The sequence below is a fragment of the Nitratireductor sp. genome (assembly GCF_017794765.1).
Lineage (GTDB): Bacteria > Pseudomonadota > Alphaproteobacteria > Rhizobiales > Rhizobiaceae > Nitratireductor.
In genome coordinates, this window is record NZ_CP051236.1 from 1107575 (window position 1) to 1126662 (window position 19088).

General features: G+C 60.5%; 16 protein-coding genes. 8 read left to right on the forward strand and 8 right to left on the reverse strand.

Features of this window, described 5'->3' with window-relative positions:
• Positions 1–14: 14 nt before the first annotated feature.
• On the reverse strand, positions 15–974 hold the full coding sequence (locus HF949_RS05375) for a small ribosomal subunit Rsm22 family protein (protein WP_292898797.1): 960 nt from the start codon (positions 972–974) through the stop codon (positions 15–17).
• 134 nt (positions 975–1108) lie between these two features.
• On the opposite strand from HF949_RS05375, the gene HF949_RS05380 reads away from it, so the two are divergent.
• The 6 genes from HF949_RS05380 (at position 1109) to HF949_RS05405 (ending at position 9282) form a co-directional block, all read left to right on the forward strand.
• The gene (locus tag HF949_RS05380) at positions 1109–3907 is read left to right on the forward strand and encodes a [protein-PII] uridylyltransferase (protein ID WP_292898799.1); all 2799 of its coding nucleotides are present in this window, start codon (positions 1109–1111) and stop codon (positions 3905–3907) included.
• 160 nt (positions 3908–4067) lie between these two features.
• Positions 4068–5630 carry a murein biosynthesis integral membrane protein MurJ gene (gene murJ / locus HF949_RS05385; RefSeq protein ID WP_292898801.1) on the forward strand — a complete coding sequence of 521 codons (1563 nt, stop codon included), beginning with the start codon at positions 4068–4070 and terminating at the stop codon, positions 5628–5630.
• Between the two features lie 66 nt (positions 5631–5696).
• Positions 5697–6890 carry an acyltransferase family protein gene (locus tag HF949_RS05390; RefSeq protein WP_292898803.1) on the forward strand — a complete coding sequence of 398 codons (1194 nt, stop codon included), beginning with the start codon at positions 5697–5699 and terminating at the stop codon, positions 6888–6890.
• Between the two features lie 72 nt (positions 6891–6962).
• On the forward strand, positions 6963–8030 hold the full coding sequence (gene trpS, locus HF949_RS05395; RefSeq protein WP_292898805.1) for a tryptophan--tRNA ligase: 1068 nt from the start codon (positions 6963–6965) through the stop codon (positions 8028–8030).
• Between the two features lie 92 nt (positions 8031–8122).
• Positions 8123–8614, forward strand: a complete 492-nt coding sequence (locus HF949_RS05400) for a universal stress protein (protein WP_007008142.1) — start codon at positions 8123–8125, stop codon at positions 8612–8614.
• Positions 8615–8706: 92 nt separating this feature from the next.
• Complete coding sequence (locus HF949_RS05405) at positions 8707–9282, forward strand: NifU family protein (protein ID WP_229450350.1); 576 nt, start codon at positions 8707–8709, stop codon at positions 9280–9282.
• A gap of 98 nt (positions 9283–9380) precedes the next feature.
• Here the strand turns inward: HF949_RS05405 and HF949_RS05410 are convergent, their stop codons facing one another.
• Positions 9381–10004: a L,D-transpeptidase gene (locus tag HF949_RS05410; protein WP_292898809.1), complete on the reverse strand. Its 624-nt coding sequence runs from the start codon at positions 10002–10004 to the stop codon at positions 9381–9383.
• A 190-nt stretch (positions 10005–10194) separates the two neighbouring features.
• Between HF949_RS05410 and cueR the strand changes: the two genes are divergently transcribed.
• Positions 10195–10584 carry a Cu(I)-responsive transcriptional regulator gene (gene cueR, locus HF949_RS05415; RefSeq protein WP_292898810.1) on the forward strand — a complete coding sequence of 130 codons (390 nt, stop codon included), beginning with the start codon at positions 10195–10197 and terminating at the stop codon, positions 10582–10584.
• A 38-nt stretch (positions 10585–10622) separates the two neighbouring features.
• Positions 10623–11123: an MmcB family DNA repair protein gene (locus HF949_RS05420; protein WP_292898811.1), complete on the forward strand. Its 501-nt coding sequence runs from the start codon at positions 10623–10625 to the stop codon at positions 11121–11123.
• Positions 11124–11126: 3 nt separating this feature from the next.
• On the opposite strand, the gene HF949_RS05425 is transcribed toward HF949_RS05420, so the two are convergent.
• From HF949_RS05425 to HF949_RS05450, 6 genes are all read right to left on the reverse strand, one after another.
• On the reverse strand, positions 11127–11744 hold the full coding sequence (locus HF949_RS05425; RefSeq protein WP_292898812.1) for a 2-hydroxychromene-2-carboxylate isomerase: 618 nt from the start codon (positions 11742–11744) through the stop codon (positions 11127–11129).
• 61 nt (positions 11745–11805) lie between these two features.
• Entirely contained in the window at positions 11806–12351 is a 546-nt protein-coding gene (locus tag HF949_RS05430) for a thioesterase family protein (RefSeq protein ID WP_292898814.1), read from the reverse strand.
• Positions 12352–12504: 153 nt separating this feature from the next.
• Positions 12505–14724, reverse strand: a complete 2220-nt coding sequence (locus HF949_RS05435; protein WP_292898816.1) for a 3-hydroxyacyl-CoA dehydrogenase NAD-binding domain-containing protein — start codon at positions 14722–14724, stop codon at positions 12505–12507.
• A gap of 22 nt (positions 14725–14746) precedes the next feature.
• Positions 14747–15955 carry an acetyl-CoA C-acetyltransferase gene (locus HF949_RS05440; protein WP_292898818.1) on the reverse strand — a complete coding sequence of 403 codons (1209 nt, stop codon included), beginning with the start codon at positions 15953–15955 and terminating at the stop codon, positions 14747–14749.
• 47 nt (positions 15956–16002) lie between these two features.
• Positions 16003–17109 carry an acyl-CoA dehydrogenase family protein gene (locus tag HF949_RS05445; protein WP_292900005.1) on the reverse strand — a complete coding sequence of 369 codons (1107 nt, stop codon included), beginning with the start codon at positions 17107–17109 and terminating at the stop codon, positions 16003–16005.
• 134 nt (positions 17110–17243) lie between these two features.
• A complete protein-coding gene (locus HF949_RS05450; RefSeq protein ID WP_292898820.1) occupies positions 17244–19040 on the reverse strand; it encodes an acyl-CoA dehydrogenase C-terminal domain-containing protein in 1797 nt (598 codons plus the stop codon).
• Positions 19041–19088 lie beyond the last annotated feature (48 nt).

Consider the following 19088-nt stretch of genomic DNA (forward strand, 5'->3'; position numbering starts at 1 on the left):
CTGCTTGCCTCGCCCTAAAGCACATCGCCCCAGTCGGCCTTGCGGGCGGCCCTGAAGGAGGGGCCTTCGCGGCGGGTGACAAGGCGTTCCTCCAGAGCGCCGCTGCTGGTGCACAGTTTCAGGCGCACCATGCCGCTGGCCTTCTTTGGCGGGGCGAGCACTCGGTCGGGTCGGTCGTCGGGTGCGTGGCGAGACACCGCCAGAAAGCAGAATTTTTCATCCTCCCACGGCACCTCGCCGCCCTTGGCTGTGCGGTGCAGGCGCGAGCGGGCCACGCGGCGCGAAAAATGACACCAGTCGGGGTCCCCCACCGGGCAGGGCGCGTGATGCGGGCAGGGGGCCAGAATGTAAGCGCCGAGAGCGGTAAGTCGGTCGCGTGCGGCAAGAATGCGCTGCCAGCCGGCAGGGGTGCCTGGCTCCACGATCACCAGCGTGTCGGTGGTCAGGGCCCAGAGGCGGTCGATCAGCGCTTCGCGCACCGCCGGGGCAAGCTCATCCAGAACATAACAGAGCGTCACGAGGTCGGCCGGCGCGATATCGGTGAGACCGCCTTCGATGCTTGCCGCAAGCCACCTGGTGTTCACGGGAAGAGCTTCAGCAAGCCTTGCGCCCGCCTCGCGCATGGCAGCGCTTGTTTCAACAAGCGTCGCCACACCAAGATGTGGCCACTCTGCATGTGCCGCCCAAAGCGCTGTGCCGGGGCCCGCGCCGACGTCGAGCATGCGCGATGGCGCAAGATCCCGACGCCGGGCCGCCGTCTCGGAAACGCACTGGCGCACCGCGGCATAAGTGGCGGGCAGACGGGTTGCCAGATAGGCTTTTGCCGCCAGCGTGTCCCCCACATGCAGGCTACCATCGCGGGTTTCGGCGCGATAGCGCTGCGACAGGCGCCGGGCGGCGTCCTGTATATCGGAAAGCGGGGTGCCTTCCAGAAGTGCATCGACTGCCTGGCGCAGCGGGGCGGGAAGCTCCATTTGAAACCCGGGTGGTTGGTGTGCGAAACGGGTGCGACATAGCGGCAGGCGGTAAAACCCGCAACCGCAGTTTTTGGCAGCCATTTCGCAGCGCGCGAAAACACGCTATACAGCGCCGCCAACTCGGGAAACTCATGGCCAAGGTTCCACTCAAGCTCGATCAGATCATCGATGGCGCGGCGTTGCGTGCCGAGCTATCAGCCTTTGCCGAACAGTCGAGCGGTCCAGAGCAGCGCTCGAAGGTTATGAAGGCACTGAAGGCGCGCATAGCTGAAGGCCGCAAAGTCGCTGAAACCATGCTGATGAATGATGGGGGGGGCACGGCCTGCGCGGCGCGTCTCTCGCACCTCATGGATGTGATCATCACCGAGGTGCAGCTTTTTGCGGCAACGCATGTCTATCCGACACAAAACCCTTCATCGGCAGAGCGGTTGGCGATCGTCGCGGTCGGTGGCTATGGGCGTGGCACGCTGGCGCCAGGCTCCGATATAGATCTCCTGTTTCTGCTTCCTTACAAGCAAACCCCGTGGGGCGAGCAGATCGTTGAATATGTGCTCTATATGCTGTGGGACATGGGGCTGAAGGTCGGTCATGCCACCCGCAACATCGATGAGTGCATCCGCCAGGCGCGCACCGACATGACGATCCGCACTGCGGTTCTGGAAGCGCGCTTCATTTGCGGTGAGAAGCCTCTCTACGAGGAAATGGTCGAGCGCTTCGACGAGGAAGTGGTCAAGGATACGGGCGCCGAATACAGCCAGGCCAAGCTGGCCGAGCGCGACCTGCGCCATGCCAAGGCGGGCGAGAGCCGCTATCTGGTCGAGCCCAATGTGAAGGACGGGAAGGGCGGCCTGCGCGACTTGCACACGCTGTTCTGGATCGGCAAATATTTTTACCGTGTGCGCCGCGCGGAAGACCTGGTGGGGCAGGGCGTTTTCACCCGCAAGGAATATCTCCAGTTTCGCAAGGCGGAAGATTTTCTCTGGGCAGTGCGCTGCCACATGCACTTTCTTACCGGAAAGGCTGAAGAGCGGCTGCATTTCGATATTCAGCGCGATATTGCCGAGCGGCTTGGCTATACGAGCCATCCCGGCCTGTCGGCGGTCGAGCGTTTCATGAAGCACTACTTCCTGACCGCCAAGGGCGTGGGCGACCTGACCCGCATCTTCTGTGCGGCTCTTGAGGAGGAGCAGGGCAAGCATGTGCCCGGCTTCAACCGCTTTTTCATGAATTTCTCGCGCCGCCGCAGAAAACTTGCAGGCACCAGCGATTTCATCGTCGACAATCACCGCATCAACGTGGCCGACGAAGGTGTGTTCGAGCGCGACCCGGTGAACCTGTTGCGCCTCTTCTGGTTCGCAGACCGGCACGGGCTCGAATATCACCCCGAAGCGCTGAAGCTGCTTACCCGTTCGCTCAAGCTGATCGATCGCAATCTGCGCCGCGACAAGGAGGCCAATCGCCTCTTCATGGATGTGCTGACATCCGACCGCGATCCCGCGCTCAATATGCGCCGCATGAACGAGGCAGGCGTTCTGGGCAAGCTCATCCCCGATTTTAACAAGATCGTGGCGATGATGCAGTTCAACATGTACCACCACTATACGGTCGACGAGCATCTCATCCGCTGCATTGGCGTCCTGTCCGAGATCGAGCATGGCGACGGGGAGAAGCTGCATCCGCTTTCCCATTCCCTGATGCCCTCGCTGAAACCGTGGCGCGAAGTGCTCTACACCACGGTGCTTCTGCATGACATCGCCAAGGGGCGACCCGAAGACCACGAGACGGCGGGCGCGCGTATCGCCCGCAGGCTGTGTCCGCATATGGGGTTCGATCCCAAGGAAACGGAGATGATCGCCTGGCTGGTCGAGCATCATCTCGACATGTCCATGGTTGCCCAGACGCGCGATCTGAACGACCGCAAGACCATCCAGGACTTCGCCGACATGGTGCAGTCCGTGGAACGGCTGAAGCTGCTTCTGGTGCTGACCGTCTGCGACATTCGTGGGGTAGGGCCGGGCGTATGGAATGGCTGGAAGGGGCAGCTCCTGCGCACGCTCTATTATGAGACCGAAGTGCTTCTGACCGGTGGCTTCTCGGAGGCACCGCGCTCGACCCGTGCGGATGAGGCGCGCCAGAGGCTGGCAAGCGCGCTAGAGGAGCACGGCTGGCCGAAAAAAGACATCGAGGACTATCTCGAATTGCATTATTCGGCCTATCTTTTGGCCGTCGATCTGGATGATCAGATCCGCCATGCGGATTTCATCCGGGAGGCAGACCGGGAGGAGCGCCCGCTGGCCACGATGGTGAAGCCACACACATTCGAGGCGGTGACGGAGATTACCGTATTTGCTCCAGACCACCCCCGCCTCCTGTCCATCATTGCGGGTGCCTGCTCGGCGGCGGGAGCAAACATCGTCGATGCGCAGATTTTCACCACCACCCATGGCCGCGCGCTCGATACGATCCTGATCAACCGTGAATTCGATTTCGATGCGGATGAGCGCCGCCGCGCCGAAAGTGTACGCAAGCTCATCGAGGATGTACTCTCGGGCAAATCCTATCTGCCAGACATGATTGAAAAGCGCGCAAAGCCGCGCCGCGGCACCCGTGCTTTTCGTGTCGAACCGCGTGTGGAGATTGGCAACACGCTGTCGAACCGCTTCTCTGTCATCGAGGTCAAGGGGCTGGATCGGCCGGGTCTTCTCTCGGAGGTGACCGAAACGCTGTCTGATCTCTCGCTGGATATAGCTTCCGCACACATCACCACTTTCGGTGAGAAGGTGATCGACACATTCTACGTGACCGATCTCACCGGCCAGAAGATCGTCAGCACCGATCGGCTGGACGCCATTCGCAAGGCTCTTCTAAAAACGCTGGAAAGCGGCGTGGAGCGATCGGCGAGAGGCAAGTCACGGGCGGCTGCCGAATGAGCGGAACAGCGGGGGAGGGAGTCTTGCAGGGCGGCGGCGGGAGCAGCGTTCCGGCATGGATCCCCGGGCTTGACCCGGGGATCCATGCCAGAGCATCTCAGCATTGCAATTCTATGGATTGCAGCCCCCATCCCGCTCCCGTTTTCAGGTCTTCCTAGCCATGAGTCTCATTGGAAAATTCGCCAGTGTCGGCAGCGCCACCATGGCAAGCCGCATACTCGGCTTTGCGCGTGAGGCTCTTATCGCCGCCGCGATCGGTGTCGGCCCCGTGACCGATGCCTTCTATGCCGCGTTCCGCTTTCCCAATCTCTTCCGGAGGCTCTTCGCTGAAGGTGCGTTCAACACCGCCTTCATTCCGCTGTTTGCCAAGGAAATGGAGGGCGGCGGCATCGAGGCGGCGCGGCGCTTTGGTGAAAATGTGCTCGCCGTTCTGATCACGGTGCTCTTGGCGCTGTCGGCCGCGGCCATGCTCGCCATGCCATTCCTCGTCTCCACCATCATCGCGCCGGGTTTCGCCGACACGCCGGAGAAGTTCGATCTGACGGTGATCATGACGCGTATCATGTTCCCCTATCTGTTCTGCATGTCACTGGTCGCCATGTTCTCCGGCATTCTGAATGCGATGCGCCATTATTTTCTGGCAGCATTGGTGCCAACGCTTCTCAATGTCATTCTGATCGGGGTTCTGCTTGTCGCGCTGCTATGGGAATTCGACCCACGCCAGACGGGGATCTGGCTTGCCTGGGGTGTGTTTGCTTCGGGTCTGGCGCAGCTTTTCTTTCTCATTCAGGGCGCGCGTCACGCGGGCTATTCCATGCGGTTGCGCCCGCCGCGTCTCACACCGGGCGTCAAGCGCCTGCTTGTGCTGATGGCGCCTGCGCTGCTCACCGGCGGCATCATGCAGATCAACCTTCTGGTCGGGCAGATCATTGCCTCCACGCAGGACAATGCCATTGGTCTTCTGAACTTTGCCGACCGCATCAACCAGTTGCCACTCGGCGTCATCGGCATTGCAGTTGGCGTGGTGCTCCTGCCGGAGCTCTCCCGTGCGCTGAAGGCGGGGGATCATGCCGACGCGCAACATCTGCAAAACCGATCCATGGAATTCGCGCTGGGGCTCACACTGCCAGCCGCCGTAGGGCTCATGGTGATGCCGGCTCCGATCGTTGCCATACTCTATGAACGTGGCCAGTTTACCGCTCTCGATACGGCGATGACGGCGGCGGCTCTCGCGGCCTTCGCGAGCGGTCTTCCGGCCTATGTGCTGACCAAGGTGTTTCAGCCAGCCTTTTTTGCCCGCGAGGACATGAAAACACCCATGTGGTTCTCGCTGATCACGGTGGTGGTGAACATTGCGGCGAGCCTCCTGTTTTTCCCTCTGTATGGTCATGTGGCCATTGCCGGGGCGACGGCGCTCTCTGCCTGGGTGAACGTGCTGCTGCTGGCCATTACCCTCTGGCGGCGCGGCGACTTTCGTCCGTCGTCGCTCACCCTTCGTCGCATCACCTTTATGTTGCTTGCGAGCGCAGTCATGGGAGCGGTCGTGTGGGCGCTGCTTGCTGCTCTGCCGGAGTTCGTGGGACACGATCTTCTGATCGTCCGCATTCTCACGGTTATTGCCATCGTCCTTCTGGCGGCCATTGCCTATTTTGGCGTGGCGCTTGCGACCGGTGGCATCGACCGGGCGGAACTGGCGCGTGTTCGGCGCAGACGCGGCAGATAAGTCTCCCATTAACCGAATGCGAAGGCAGGGCTGATAGCGTGCCCTTCGCTATTTCGGGGGAGAGGCATGCAGCAACGGCTCTATTACATCGATTTCCTGCGTGTCTCCGCGTTCATGCTGCTGATCGCCTACCATGCATCAGTGGCGTTCTTTCCCGACATGAAGTGGCTGATCGAAGCGCCGGAAGGCAGTGCCACGCTGTCGCTTATCATGAAATTCCCGCGCGCGTGGCGGCTCGCCCTGCTTTTTTTTGTGTCAGGCATGGGGACGTGGTTCGTCTACCGGCGGTGTAGCGACCTCAGCTTCCTGAAAGGCCGCTTCAAGCGGCTTTTCCCTCCGCTGATCTTCGCCATGTGCGTCATCATCGTGCCGCAGGTCTGGTACGAGCGCATATATGAGAATGGCTATGAGGGGTCGTTCCTCACCTTCTGGCTCACGCGCTATTTCACCGAAGGCAAGTATCCGGACGGGAATTTCACCTGGGCGCATATGTGGTTTGTTGCCTATCTGCTGGTGATGACCTTTGTCTGCTATCCGGTCTTCCGCTTGATCGACCAGCCTTTCATGAAGCCTGTGACCGACTGGTTTCAACGGATAGCCGCCTCACCCCGGGTCTATTTGCTTTTTCTCCTTCCGCTCGTGTTCAATCTCGCGCTGTCGCCCATTTTCCCGCGCCAGACCAATGCGCTTTATAATGACGGCGCATGGTTTGCGGTGTGGGCGAGCTGGTTCGGGCTTGGCTTTCTGTTTGCCCGATACCACCAGGCATTGATCGGGACCGTGGTGGGTTTGCGCTGGCAAAGTGCCGGGTTGGCAGCAGTGCTGACGCTGGCGATCTACCTTTTTTCATGGACAGGAGCTGGCGGGTTTTCGATCGGCGATTATGAAACCATGACACCACTATACAAGGCACTGCTGATGGCGCTTGCATGGACGATGATCCTGGCGCTATGCGGGTTCGCCGCGAAGCATCTGGATGCACCGAGTGCAATCGTCTCATGGCTCAATCGCAAGGTGTTTCCGCTTTACATCGTGCATCAGACCGTGGTGGTGGCGGCCCTCTATTATGTGCTGCCGCTCGGGCTTGGGGTCTGGACGGAGTATGCGCTGGTGCTGATGGCGACGTTCGCCGGCTCTTTTCTGTTCGCCATGGCGGTTGAGTTACTGCCTGGGCGCATCGGCCTTCTGGTGGGGCTTCCGCCACGTGGAAAGCCGCTGCCGGCGGGTGGCGCGGAAACGCAATCGATGCGTGGGGCTTGATTGCCGGTTTCTCGTCGTTCATAAGCCATGGCGCGCGGCCTTCGCGCTCCACAGGGCATTCAGGAAAGATCCATGAGCGAATTCAGGGAGCTCGTCTTCTCCGGCGTTCAGCCGACGGGCAATCTTCACCTCGGCAATTATCTGGGCGCGCTGCAGAAATTCGTCGCTCTGCAGGACAGCCATGAGTGCATCTATTGCGTCGTCGATCTGCATTCACTGACCGCGACCATGGCGCACGACGATCTGGCCGACCAGACGCGTTCGATCACCGCCGCTTTCCTCGCGAGCGGCATCGATCCGAAGAAGAACATCGTCTTCAACCAGAGCCAGGTGCTGCAGCACGCCGAGCTCGCATGGATTTTCAACTGCGTTGCGCGCATCGGCTGGATGAACCGCATGACGCAGTTCAAGGACAAGGCCGGCAAGGATCGTGAAAACGCATCGCTCGGTCTGCTTGCCTATCCGAGCCTCATGGCGGCCGACATTCTCGTCTACCGCGCCACCCATGTGCCGGTGGGGGACGACCAGAAACAGCACCTTGAGCTGACGCGTGACATTGCGCAAAAGTTCAACAACGACTTTTCCCAGCGCATCGCCGAACTGGGCTATGGCGTCGAAATGGAGGTGGGCGAGGAAAAGGTGAACGGCTTCTTCCCGCTCACCGAACCGCTGATCGAAGGCGCTATCACGCGGGTGATGAGCCTGCGTGACGGTTCCAAGAAGATGTCCAAATCGGACCCCTCCGACCTGTCGCGCATCAACCTGACGGACGAGGCCGACGCCATCGCCAAAAAGATAAAGAAGGCGAAGACCGACCCCGAGCCACTGCCCTCTGAAGTGGGCGGCCTGGCAGAGCGCCCCGAGGCGCAGAACCTCGTTGGCATTTATGCCGCGCTTTCCGGTGTCACCAAGGCGGATGTTCTTGCAGAGTTCGGTGGACGCCAGTTCTCGGAGTTCAAGCCGGCATTGGCGGAGCTTGCAGTCGAGAAGCTGTCCCCGATCGCAGGCGAGATGCGCCGTATCATCGCTGATCCCGCCTATATCGATGGCGTTCTGTGCGAGGGTGCGGGACGGGCACGCGAGAAGGCGGAAGCGACCATGAAGATGGTGCGCGAAATCATCGGGCTCATCGACGGGTGACCCCGATGAGCGCCCCGTCTTGCCGAAAGCCCTCTGCAATGGCAGATTGCGCGGAATTGGCGGGGCACTCGCCGGCGAAACAGGACGTGTGAATGGTCTCCAAGCGACTGATCCGCGAGGCGGGGCACCGCCGCAAATTCCTTGCCATCATTGATGACACGCCCGAATGCGAGCGGGCCGTTGCCTATGCGGCCCGGCGTGCCCAGTCGACGAACGGCGTTCTGGTGCTTCTTTTCGTGATCGAACCCGGGGACTTTCAGCATTGGCTGGGGGTTGAGCAGATCATGCGTGAGGAAGCGACGGCAACCGCCAATGCGGCACTCGATACCCACGCGACCAAGGTCCGCGAGACCATCGGCATCGAGCCGGAGCTCGTCGTGCGCGAAGGAAAATCCGCTGACGAGATTCACAAGCTGATCGAAGAGGATCAGGACATCGCCATTCTGGTTTTGGCGGCGGGCAGTTCCAAGGAAGGTCCGGGGCCGCTTGTCTCGTCCATTGCCGGTAAGACGGCCGCTTTTCCCATCCCCGTCACCGTCGTGCCGCAGAATCTGAGCGACGAGGAAATCGAAAGCCTGGCATAAGCGCGCGGTGCTCCCCATATGTGCGCTTGAACCGTCGAACGATTCCGCCTATTTTAGAATCATTCCAATAAACGCCAGATCGGAAAACTACAATGTTCATTCAGACCGAAGCGACCCCCAATCCCGCGACGCTGAAATTCCTGCCTGGCCGAGTGGTTCTGGAAGAGGGCACTGCCGACTTCCGCGAGGCAGAGTCCGCGGCGGAGACATCGCCTCTGGCCGAGCGGCTTTTTTCGGTCACAGGCGTGTCCGGTGTCTTTTTCGGTTATGACTTCATTACGGTCACCAAAGAGGATGGGCCAGACTGGCAGCATTTGAAGCCGGCCATTCTCGGCACCATCATGGAGCATTTCATGTCGGGGCAGCCCGTCATGGCGAAAGCAGGGTTAGGCGGGCTTCCGGTTTCGGAAGACGGAGAGTTTTATGACGAGGCCGACGAGCAGATCGTTTCGACCATCAAGGAACTGCTCGACACCCGTGTGCGTCCCGCAGTCGCTCAGGATGGTGGTGACATCACGTTCCGAGGCTATGAGAAGGGCACTGTCTTTCTGCATATGAAGGGCGCCTGCGCTGGCTGCCCGTCCTCCACCGCCACTTTGAAGCACGGCATCCAGAACCTGCTCCATCACTTCGTGCCGGAAGTACGGGAAGTCGAACAGGTGCTCTGATCGCTCCCGCAACAGGATTTAGGCAAGAAAAAACCGGGCTCTTAGGCCCGGTTTTTTTTCAGGGTCGGAACAAAAGACCCTGGTCGCTGAGACGGTTTCTACCGCTTAACGATTACTTTAGCACCAACTTCGGTACGGTTGTAAAGGTCGATTATGTCCTGATTCATCAATCGGATGCAGCCCGAGGACATTGCTTTGCCGATGGAGCGCCATTCCGGCGTGCCGTGCAGGCGATAGCCCGTATCGCCACCGCGGTTGAACAGATAGAGCGCGCGGGCGCCGAGCGGATTGGACAGGCCGGGCGGCATGCCGCGGCGCCATTTCGCAAGTTCCGGCTGACGGCCGATCATTGCAGAGGGCGGCGTCCAGGTCGGCCATTCGCGTTTCATCGCAATGCGCGCTGTGCCTGCCCATTCAAAACCCTCACGACCAACACCGATGCCATAGCGCATAGCCTTGCCGCCATCCATCACCAGGTAGAGAAACTTGGCATTGGTGTCGACAATGATGGTGCCGGGCTTCTCCTTGGTTTCGTAAGAAACAATCTGACGATGATACTGGCGGGGAACTTCGTTGATCGGGATCCGTGGCAATTGATAGCCAGCGTCTTTCACTGTGCCGTAGTCGGAGGTGAATACCTTGAAAGGTCCGTCCGTCGTACAGCCTGCGAGTGCTGTTGCGAATCCCAGTGCCGCAGCGACGGCGATGGCCTTGAATCTCATGTGTTCCCCCAACCCGGATACCTTAATTGTGCCTGAAGCGTATCGCAATTTGAGCACCATTGTTAAATTCTTGGTTAATGAATTGCCAAGGCTTCGGCCGCATTGACGTTGCGTAAGCCTGTTATTGACTCCGATTATTGCAAACAGGCAACACAATCCCCAGTTTCGATGAAAGCGCAGGAGCTGCATCATGAATGTTGGACAGGCCGCCCGCCGTTCGGGATTGCCGGCTAAGACGATTCGCTATTATGAGGAAATCGGCTTGATAGCGCCGCAGCGTGCGGGCAATGGCTATCGCGCCTACAGCGACGAAGATCTGCATTTCCTCACCTTCCTGAAACGAGCCCGGGGGCTCGGCTTCTCAATCGACGAGTGCCGGCAACTCATGGCGCTTTATCGCGACAGGGAACGGGCAAGTCAGGACGTGCGCGATATCGCCGTGTCCCACGTGGCGGCAATCGACGAGAAGATTGCCGAACTCCAGTCCATGCGCGCGACCCTGAATAAGTTGATCCTCGCCTGTCGCGGCGATGAACGCCCCGATTGTCCGATCCTCAACGACATTGCCGGAGCGCGCTGAGGCTTCAATCAGACGTGCGGGAATGGCATAGTCTCCAGATGCCTATCATCTCTCCGATTCCCCTTAATCCTCTGGCCGATGGGCGCCAGTCTGACCGGGCCATGGTTATCCGCCGCGGTGTCCAGCGGCTGCTCATGACCATGGGGGCCGTGGTTCTGCCGGAGTTGACGCTTGCCACGGGCCGCCGTGCCGACCTCGTGGCACTGACGCTGAAGGGCGACATCTGGATTATCGAGATCAAGTCCTCGGTCGAGGATTTCCGGGTGGATCGGAAATGGCCGGAATACCGCCAGCACTCCGACCGCTTCTTTTTTGCAACCCACCCGGAAGTACCTGCAGAAATTTTCCCCCAAGAGTGCGGTTTCATCCTGTCTGACGGTTATGGGGCAGAGATCCTGCGTGAACCGGATGAGCATCGGCTCGCCGCCGCGACGCGCAAGGCGATGATGCTGCGCTTTGCGAGGGCGGGAGCGGCACGTGTCACCGCTGCCGAGCTCGCGGGGATTGAAGTCCCGCTGGCAGACGATGAAGCAGGTTGAGATTCAGGCTTTGATGGGAGCGCGGCCCGTTGCCAGCGCGTGGTCGAGATACTCCACGCGGTCCTGCCCGAAGAACGCCTCACCATTGAGCACGTAAGTCGGCACGCCGACCGCGTCGGCTTCCACGGCATCTTTGGTGTTCTGTGCGCGAATCGCAGAAATCTCTTCGCTCTGCGCCATCTCCAGAATGGACGCGGCGTCGAATTTTTCCAGTTCGAGATATTTCGCAAGTGTATCGGGATCGGCAATGTTTTCTTCATTCGCCCACACGGCGGCGAAGACACGCTCCATATAGCTCATGGGGTCGCGCCCCTCAGCGACGAGTGCTGCGATCACATGGTCGGCAAGAGCCGGATCGACCGGCCAGTGCTTCGGCGTCTTGTTGATGGGCATGCCACGGAAATCCGCGATGCGCTGGAGTTCCACCAGACGCAACCGCTGCCGCACTGGAGGGCGCTTGGCCGGTGGAACCGCTCCGGAAACCTCCCAGATACCCATGAGGTTGATCGGCTTCACCCGCACATCCACACCATGCTTCGAGAGCACCGCGCGCAGGGGCTGGTGCCCCAGATAGGTGAAGGGCGATGCGGATGTGAAATAATAATCTACGGTGGTTGTCATCGATGTCTCCGGTTTGATCTAGGGGCCGAAACTATCGAGGCCGAGGGTGGACCGATAGGCTTCAGGACAACACTTTTGCGCGAGCACGCATGCCTTGATGTGAAGCCATGAAAGCGCGCTCTTCATCGTTAGGTGCCCGCGGCGCAGCGTTCACGCCAAGAGCCTTCATCACTTCTTCAACAGGGACGAAGCGTTTCCCACGATAATCGTAAACACCACCGGTGGTGAGGATCATGGCGGCGACACGCCCGTCCTTGAGCACGAAACGGTGCTGGCCGATGATCTGCGTTCCTTCCCAGGTCTCGATGGTCGATATAACGTCGAAACGCTGCCACAGGCGAACCTCGCGCACATAGGCGGTCTGCAGTCCACCGAGCAACGGGGCCCAGCCGCGCTGGCGTGCGGCACCGATCAGCCCGCTGCGCAGGAAAATGTCGATCCGCCCCATATCCGCCAGCATCATGTAGCGAGCGTTGTTGAGGTGGATGTTCATGTCGATGTCGGTGGGCAGGCAGCGGAAGGAGAGCTTGCTCTCATCGCCCAGCCGATAGACGCCCCGGCTCTTGCGTGTAGCGGCCACGCGAAGAAGACGCATCCAGACATACATGTTTTCTTATCCTGATCGGGTTGGCGTTGCGGTCGCTGCCTCTCCTAACGCTTAAGGCGTTTTTGGGAAACAGCGATCTGAGTTGCCGCCGTATCCACCGCCCCGGATGCGGAACGCTCCCGGGACGGGGTTTTTCATTTCAAGCGACCTGCCTCAGGCAGCCTTCTTTTCCGTCGCCTTTTCAGGCGCAAAGCGCTGGTAGAATGTTTCACCGCTCTCAGCCATGTCGAGAAGAAGCTTCGGAGCCTTGAACTGCTTGCCATACTTCTTCTGCAGACGCTTGGTCATGGCGACGAAGGCGTCCGCACCCATCCCATCGATGTAGGACAGCGCGCCGCCCGTATAGGGTGCGAAGCCGAAGGCGAGAATGGAGCCGACATCCGCCTCGCGCGGATCGACGACAATGCCTTCTTCCATGATGCGGGCCGCTTCCAGCGCGATCGTGGCCAGGAAACGCTCCTGCAGCTCCTCGACATCGATCTTGTCCGGGTTCTTCTGCGGATAGAGATCCTTCAGGCCAGCCCACAGATGCTTTTTCGCGGGCTTTGCCGGATAGTCATAGAAGCCCTTGCCGTTCTTGCGGCCCAGGCGCCCATGCTTGTCGACCAGCGTGTCGATCAGCTCCATGTGACGCGGGTCGACAGCCTTGGGGCCGAGATCACGCACCGTCTGCTTCATGATCTTCTGGGCAAGGTCGACAGCCGTCTCATCGGTGAGGGCGAGCGGGCCAACCGGCATGCCGGCCATCTTTGCCGCATTCTCCACCATCGGGGCGGGAACGCCTTCGATGACCATGGAGAAGGCCTCCTGCATGTAGCGCAGGACACAGCGATTGACGTAGAAGCCACGCGTGTCGTTGACGACGATGGGCGTCTTCCTGATGGCGCGCACATAGTCCATCGCCGTGGCCAGCGCCTTGTCGCCGGTCTTCTTGCCCATGATGATCTCGACCAGCATCATCTTGTCGACGGGCGAGAAGAAGTGGATGCCGATGAAGTTTTTCGGGCGTTTGGAGTTCTTCGCAAGGCCCGAGATCGGAATGGTCGAAGTGTTGGAGGCGAAAACGGCAGACGGTTTGAGAACGGCCTCGGCCTTCTCCGTCGCCGTCTTCTTGATCTCCGAATCCTCGAACACGGCCTCGATCACCAGATCGCAGCCTTCAAGCTCCGCATAGTCATCGCTTGGCGTGATGAGCGAGAGGAGCTTTTCCTTGTCCTCGGCGGTAGCGCGGCCCTTTTTGATGGCCTTGTCCATCAGGTCGGCGGAATGCGCCTTGCCCTTCTCGGCGGATGCCGTGTCGCGATCGATCAGAACGACCGGAATGCCGGCCTTCGCCGTCACGAAGGCGATGCCCGCGCCCATGAAGCCGGCACCGAGCACGCCGATCTTCTTGAACTTTTTGGTTGGTACATCGTCGGGGCGGCGAGCGCCCTTGTTGAGCTCCTGCAGCGAGACGAAGAGCGAGCGGATCATCATCTTCGCTTCGGTCGTCTGCATGATCTCGGTGAAATAGCGTTGCTCGATGGTGAGCGCCGTGTCGAAGGGCACCAGCATGCCCTCATACACGCATTTCAGGATCGCAGCCGCCGCCGGGTAATTGTTGTAGGTCTCGCGGCGCAGGATGGCGATTGCCGGCGGCCAGAGGTTTGCGCCCGCGGCCGAATAGACCGGACCGCCGGGCTGTTTGAAGCCCTTCTCGTCCCAGGGCTGAACCGGGCTGAGACCGTCGAGGATCATCTTCTTCGCGGTCTCGACCAGCTTCTTCGGCGCCGCGATCTCGTGGATCAGTCCCATGGCCTTCGCCTTTTGCGGCGAAAGCGTCTGGCCGGTGGTGAGCATCTGCAGGGCTTCCTGCGGCTTGGCCAGACGCGGCACGCGCTGGGTGCCGCCGGCACCGGGGAAGATGCCAACCTTGACTTCTGGAAGCGCCATCTTGACCGCCGGACTGTCGGCTACAACACGGCCATGGCAGGCAAGAGACAGCTCGAATGCGCCGCCCATGCAGGTGCCGTTGATCGCCGAGACCCACGGCTTGCCGGACGTTTCAAGCTTGCGCCAGAGCCAGCCCATCCGGCCGGCATTGTCGAACAGAAGCTTGATCGCCTTCTTACGGTCCTTGGCCTTTTCCTTCTCGAACTGGCCGAGCATCTTCTGCAGCATGGTCAGGTCAGCACCACCGGAGAATGTTTCCTTGCCGGAGGTGATGACAGCGCCCTTGATCTCGTCATTGCTTGCAACGTGATCGATGATCGCGTCCAGCTCGTTCATCACCTCTTCGGTGAAAACGTTCATGGAGCGGTCTGGCATGTCCCAGGTGACGAGCGCGATGCCATCTGCGTCCACGTCAACGGTAAAGTTCTTGTAGTCGGTCATGGTCTGATCTCTCCCCGACAGCTCAAACGCGTTCGATGATGGTTGCGGTGCCCATGCCCGCGCCGATGCACAGCGTCACGAGCGCCGTATTCAGGTCGCGGCGCTCCAGCTCGTCGAGAACCGTGCCAAAAATCATCGCGCCGGTCGCACCCAGCGGGTGGCCCATGGCAATCGCGCCGCCATTCACATTGATCCGGTCATGGTCGATTTCGAAGGCCTGCATGTAACGCAGCACGACGGAAGCGAAAGCCTCGTTCAGTTCGAACAGGTCAATGTCCGAAAGCTTCATCCTGGCTTTCTTCAGGAGCTTTTCCGTCACGTCGACCGGGCCGGTCAGCATAATGGCGGGCTCGGAGCCGATATTGGTGAAGGCGCGGATTTTCGCGCGTGGCTCAAGCCCCATGGTCCTGCCCGCCCTGCGCGAACCGAGCAGCACGGCGGCAGCGCCATCGACGATGCCCGAAGAGTTGCCAGCGTGGTGTACGTGGTTGATGCTCTCAAGCTCCGGGTAACGCTGCACGGCCACGGCATCGAAACCACCCATTTCGCCGGGCATCACGAAGGAGGGGTTGAGCTGGCCGAGCGCCTGCATGTCGGTGCCGGGGCGCATGTGCTCGTCATGGTCGAGAATGGTCAGCCCGTTCTGGTCTTCCACCGGGATCACGGAGTTCTTGAAATAGCCCTTGTCCCAGGCATTCTTGGCGCGCTTCTGGCTTTCCACGGCATAGGCATCCACGTCGTCGCGTGAAAAGCCGTATTTCGTGGCGATCAGATCGGCGGAAACGCCCTGTGGCATGAAATAGGCGGGGATGCCGACCGAAGGGTCCATGAACCATGCACCGCCGGACATGCCCATGCCGACGCGCGACATGCTTTCAACGCCGCCGGCAATCACGATCTCGTCGGAGCCGCCGGCAATCTTGGCCGCACCCAGATTGATGGCGTCGAGGCCGGAAGCGCAGAAGCGCGAGATCTGCATGCCAGGAGCCGCGTTTGCGTAGCGCGCCTCGAAGGCGGCCGAGCGCGGGATCACGGAGCCTGCCTCACCGACCGGATCGACGCAGCCGAAAATGATGTCGTCTACTTTGGCCGTGTCGAGCCCGTTGCGGTCGCGCACGGCTTCGAGAACTTTCGCGCCAAGGCGCACGGCGGGCACCTCGTGCAGCGAACCGTCCTTCTTGCCGCGTCCGCGCGGCGTGCGCACGGCATCATATACATAAGCGTCAGCCATATCGGTCTCCCTGCTTTACCGACCCAACGCGGGGTCGTGCGATTGGTTCAAAGGGTTCTGGCGATCACCAGCTTCATGATCTCGTTGGTGCCGCCATAGATGCGCTGCACGCGGGCGTCGCGATACATGCGCGCGATGGGATATTCGTTCATGTAGCCATAGCCGCCGTGGAGCTGCAGGCATTCATCGACCACTTTGCACTGCAGGTCGGTGAGCCAGTATTTGACCATGGAGGCGGTGGCGGTATCGAGATTCCCGTCAAGGTGGCGTGCCACGCAATCATTGTAGAAAACACGGCCGACCGTTGCCTCGGTTTTCAATTCCGCCAGTTTGAACTGGGTGTTCTGAAAGTCGATCACATTCTGGCCGAAGGCCTTGCGCTCCTTCACATAGTCGATGGTGACAGCCAGCGCGCGCTCTATCATGGCTATCGCCTGAGCGCCGATCAGAAGCCGCTCCTGCGGGAGCTGCTGCATAAGCTGCACAAAGCCCTGACCTTCCTCATGACCGAGAAGGTTGGCGGTCGGCACACGCACATCGTTGAAGAAGATTTCCGAAGTGTCGTTGGACTTGAGGCCGATCTTGTCGAGGTTGCGACCACGCTCAAACCCTTCGGCCTCGTCGGTTTCGACCACGATCAGGGATGTGCCCTTCGCGCGCTGGCTCGGGTCCGTCTTGGCCACCACGATGACGAGATTGGCTAACTGCCCGTTGGTGATGAAGGTCTTGGACCCGTTGAGACGGTAATGGTTTCCGTCCTTCTCCGCCCGCGTTTTCACACCCTGGAGGTCGGATCCGGCACCGGGCTCGGTCATGGCGATTGCGCCGATCAGCTCGCCGCTTGCGAGCTTCGGCAGCCACCGCTGCTTTTGCTCTTCCGAGCCATAGTGGAGGATGTAGGGCGCGACGATGGCATTGTGGAGCGCGATGCCGAAACCATCAACGCCCACATGACTGATCGCTTCGATGATCGCGCTTTCATGGGCGTAGGTGCCGCCCGCACCGCCGTGCTCCTCCGGCATCGAGGCGCAGAGAAGGCCTGCCGCTCCGGCCTTCTCCCAGCTCGCGCGGTCGAATATCTCCGCCTTCTCGAACGCTTCATAGTGAGGCGCAATCTCTTCCGTCAGGAAGCGGCTCGCCATGTCATAGAGCATCGCGACGTCTTCGCCGGCCCAGTCGGGCCGGGAAAGGCCAAGTACGGACTGCGGGTCTGCCACTCTACGCCTCCTCGCTGACAGCACTGCGCTCTAGCGAAAGCACGCTAGAACGAGCACGGTTTTCATGCCAGTCAAAACGCCTCTTCCGGCAGTGCCATCATCGCGTCGGCGCCGGTGGAGATACGGGCAAGATGCGCCGCCGTTTCGGGCATGACGCGCTCCATGAAATACCGGCCGGTGGCGATCTTGGCTTCAAGGAAGGAGGCGTCGCCATTGGCACCGGCGGCAATCTGCTCCTGCGCTTTCTTGACCATTCGGCCCCACATGTAGCCGAGCGCCACAAGGCCCATCAGATGCATGTAGTCATGGGAGGCCGCGCCCGCATTGTCAGGCTTCTGGACGGCGTTCTGCATCAGCCACAGCGAAGCGGCCTGCAGGTCGTTGAGGCCTTTCTTGAGCGCCTTCGTGAAGGGGGCCATCGCCTCGTCTCCACGATGGGCCTCACAGAAATCGCCCACCTCCTTGAAGAAGGCCTGTGCGGCGCGGCCACCCTTGGCTGGAAGCTTGCGGCCCACCAGGTCCAGCGCCTGAATACCGTTCGCGCCTTCATATATCATGGCGATGCGTGCATCGCGCACGAACTGGCTCATGCCATGCTCTTCGATATAGCCATGACCGCCGAAAAGCTGCTGCGCCATGACGGCGTGCTCGAAGCCCTTGTCGGTGAGAACACCCTTGATCACGGGCGTCATCAGCGCCAGGAGGTCGGATGCCGCTTCGCGATCCTTTTCGTCTTCCGACAGATGCGCGATATCGGACTGGAGCGCTGTCCACAGGATCAGCGCGCGGCCCGCTTCGTTGAATGCACGCATCGTCATCAGGTTACGGCGCACATCCGGGTGGACGATGATCGGATCGGCCTTCTTTTCCGGCGCTTTCGCCCCTGTGAGCGAGCGGCCCTGGAGCCGTTCGCGCGCATATTCCACCGCACCCTGATACGCCGCTTCACCAATGGCATGGCCCTGCAGACCGACGCCGAGACGCGCCTCGTTCATCATCGTGAACATGGCTTTGAGGCCGCCATGCTCCTCGCCAAGCAGATAGCCGGTGGCGTCGTCATAATTCATGACGCAGGTGGCGTTGCCGTGAATGCCCATCTTTTCCTCGATGGCCCCGCAGGAAACGCCGTTACGCGCACCGGGCGTGCCGGCATCGTCGACCATCACCTTCGGCACGATGAAGAGCGAGATGCCTTTCACGCCGGCGGGTGCGCCCTCGATGCGGGCCAGAACCAGATGGATGATGTTTTCCGAAAGGTCGTGTTCGCCGGCGGAAATGAAAATCTTCTGGCCGGAAATTTTGTATGTGCCGTCGCCATTCGGCACGGCTTTGGAAGTCAGAAGGCCCAGATCGGTGCCGCAATGGGGCTCGGTCAGGTTCATGGTGCCGGTCCAGGTGCCTTCCACCATCTTCGGCAGCCACTTCTGCTTCTGCTCCTCGGTCCCATGCGCAAGGATCGCCGCGATGGCGCCCTGCGTGAGGCCGGGATACATCATCAGCGCCATATTGGCGGAAACCAGATACTCGCTGACGGCCGAGTGCACCGTGTAGGGGAGGCCCTGGCCGCCATATTCTGCAGGCACGGAGAGACCGAGCCAGCCACCTTCGCAATATTGACGGTAGGCCTCGTCAAAACCCTTCGGCGTGGTCACGGAGCCATCGTCATGACGGGTGCAGCCTTCCACGTCGCCAACCCGGTTGAGCGGCTGCATGACGTTTTCGGCCAGCTTGGCGCCTTCGCTCAGGATCGCTTCGACGATGTCCGGCGAGGCATCGGAAAAGCCCGGCAGATTGTCGTGATTGCCATAGCCAAGAACATCGTTGAGCACGAAAAGCGTGTCGCGTACGGGCGCCCGGTAGGTCGGCATGAGACTCCTCCAGCTCTCGGAATTCGGCGCGAACAGAACTTTCGCGCA